We start from the raw sequence: 2,396 nt of genomic DNA, 5'->3' as shown, positions 1-2,396 counted from the left end.
GGCCAGGTCGCCCGCCGCGGCCCGGTGGCCCGCCGCGTCCCGGTGGTCCGCGACCCAGCCCCGGCGGTCGGCCCGGCGCCCCGTCAGGCGGTCGCCCCGGCGGCGGCGGTGGCGGCGGTAACTACCGCGGCGGTGGCGGTGGCGGCGGCGTCGGTGCCCCACCCGGAGGCGGTGGCGGTGGCTTCCGAGGTCGCCCTGGCGGCGGCGGCGGTGGCGGCCGGCCGGGCCAGCGCGGCGGCGCTGCCGGTGCATTCGGACGTCCGGGCGGTGCGCCGCGACGTGGCCGCAAGTCGAAGCGGGCGAAACGCGCCGAATACGAAAACATGCAGGCGCCGGTCGTCGGTGGTGTGCGGTTGCCGCACGGCAACGGCGAGACGATCCGCCTGGCACGTGGCGCCTCGCTGTCCGACTTCGCCGAGAAGATCGACGCCAACCCGGCCTCGCTGGTGCAGGCGCTGTTCAACCTCGGCGAAATGGTGACAGCCACCCAGTCGGTCGGCGACGAAACGCTCGAGCTGCTGGGCAGCGAGATGAACTACGTCGTCCAGGTCGTCAGCCCCGAGGACGAGGACCGTGAGCTGCTGGAGTCCTTCGACCTGACCTACGGCGAGGACGAAGGCACCGAGGAAGATCTGCAGACCCGGCCGCCAGTGGTGACCGTGATGGGTCACGTCGACCACGGTAAAACCCGACTACTGGACACGATTCGAAATGCCAGCGTTCGAGAGGGAGAGGCCGGCGGAATCACCCAGCACATCGGTGCGTACCAGGTGACCGTCGACCTCGACGGCGACGAGCGGCCGATCACCTTCATCGACACCCCCGGTCACGAGGCGTTCACCGCCATGCGTGCCCGCGGCGCGAAGGCCACCGACATCGCGATTCTGGTGGTGGCCGCCGACGACGGTGTGATGCCGCAGACGGTGGAGGCGATCAACCACGCGCAAGCGGCCGACGTGCCAATCGTGGTGGCGGTCAACAAGATCGACAAGGAGGGCGCCGACCCGCAGAAGATCCGCTCCCAGCTCACCGAATACGGTTTGGTGGCAGAGGATTTCGGTGGCGAAACCATGTTCGTCGACATCTCGGCGAAGGCCGGCACCAACATCGAGGCGCTGGAAGAAGCGGTGCTGCTGACCGCCGACGCAGCGCTGGATCTGCGGGCCAACCCCGACATGGAGGCCCAGGGTGTGGCGATCGAGGCACACCTGGACCGTGGCCGTGGTCCGGTGGCCACCGTGCTGATTCAGCGCGGCACGCTGCGGGTCGGCGACTCCATCGTTGCCGGTGACGCCTACGGTCGTGTTCGCCGAATGGTCGACGAACACGGCGACGACATCGAAGAGGCGTTGCCGTCTCGGCCGGTGCAGGTCATCGGCTTCACCTCGGTGCCCGGCGCCGGTGACAACCTGCTGGTTGTCGACGAGGACCGGATCGCCCGTCAGATCGCCGACCGTCGCAGCGCGCGCAAGCGCAACGCACTGGCGGCGCGCTCGCGCAAGCGGATCAGCCTGGAGGATCTGGACGCAGCGTTGAAGGAGACGTCGCAGCTCAACCTGATCCTGAAGGGCGACAACTCCGGCACCGTCGAGGCGCTGGAGGAGGCCCTGCTGGGCATCGAGATCGACGACGAGGTCGAACTGCGCGTCATCGACCGCGGCGTCGGTGGCGTCACCGAGACCAACGTCAACCTGGCGTCGGCCTCCGACGCGATCATCATCGGGTTCAACGTGCGCGCCGAGGGCAAGGCCACCGAGCTGGCCAACCGCGAAGGCGTGGACATCCGGTACTACTCGGTGATCTACCAGGCCATCGACGAGATCCAGAGTGCACTCAAGGGCATGCTCAAGCCGGTCTACGAGGAGAACCAGCTCGGTCGTGCCGAGATCCGCGCGCTGTTCCGGTCGTCGAAGGTCGGTCTCATCGCGGGATGTCTGGTCACCTCCGGCATCGTGCGGCGCAACGCCAAGGCCCGCTTGCTGCGGGACAACATCGTGGTGGCCGAAAACCTCACGGTGTCCTCGCTGCGACGGGAGAAGGACGACGTCACCGAGGTTCGGGACGGATACGAATGCGGCCTGACGCTGACCTACTCCGACCTCAAAGAGGGCGACGTCATCGAGACGTACGAACTCGTGGAGAAGGAGCGCGTCTGAGTATGAGCTCCGACAAGTTGACCGTGCGGCATGGCTGACCCGGCGCGGGCGCGCCGGCTGTCCAAACGGATCTCCGAAATCGTCGCCTCGGCAATCGAGTACGAGATCAAAGATCCGGGACTGGCCGGCGTGACGATCGTCGACTCGAAGATGTCGGGTGATCTGCACGACGCGACGCTGTACTACACGGTGATGGGCTCGACCCTGAACGACGAGCCTGACTACGCCGGCGCCGAGGCT

The 2,396-nt window shown here is 67.8% G+C and carries 2 protein-coding genes; both read left to right on the top strand.

Annotation, left to right across the window (positions count from 1 at the left end; genetic code table 11):
- The coding region (gene infB, locus VN856_RS26065) for a translation initiation factor IF-2 (protein ID WP_325694704.1) at positions 1–2,156 on the top strand (2,156 nt) is incomplete at its 5' end.
- Between the two features lie 30 nt (positions 2,157–2,186).
- The coding region (locus VN856_RS26060; protein ID WP_325694702.1) for a ribosome-binding factor A at positions 2,187–2,396 on the top strand (210 nt) is incomplete at its 3' end.

The sequence above is a fragment of the Mycobacterium sp. genome (assembly GCF_035603715.1).
GTDB lineage: Bacteria > Actinomycetota > Actinomycetes > Mycobacteriales > Mycobacteriaceae > Mycobacterium.
The sequence above is the reverse complement of the archived record's forward strand: the minus strand, read 5'-3'. Positions and strand labels throughout refer to the sequence as shown.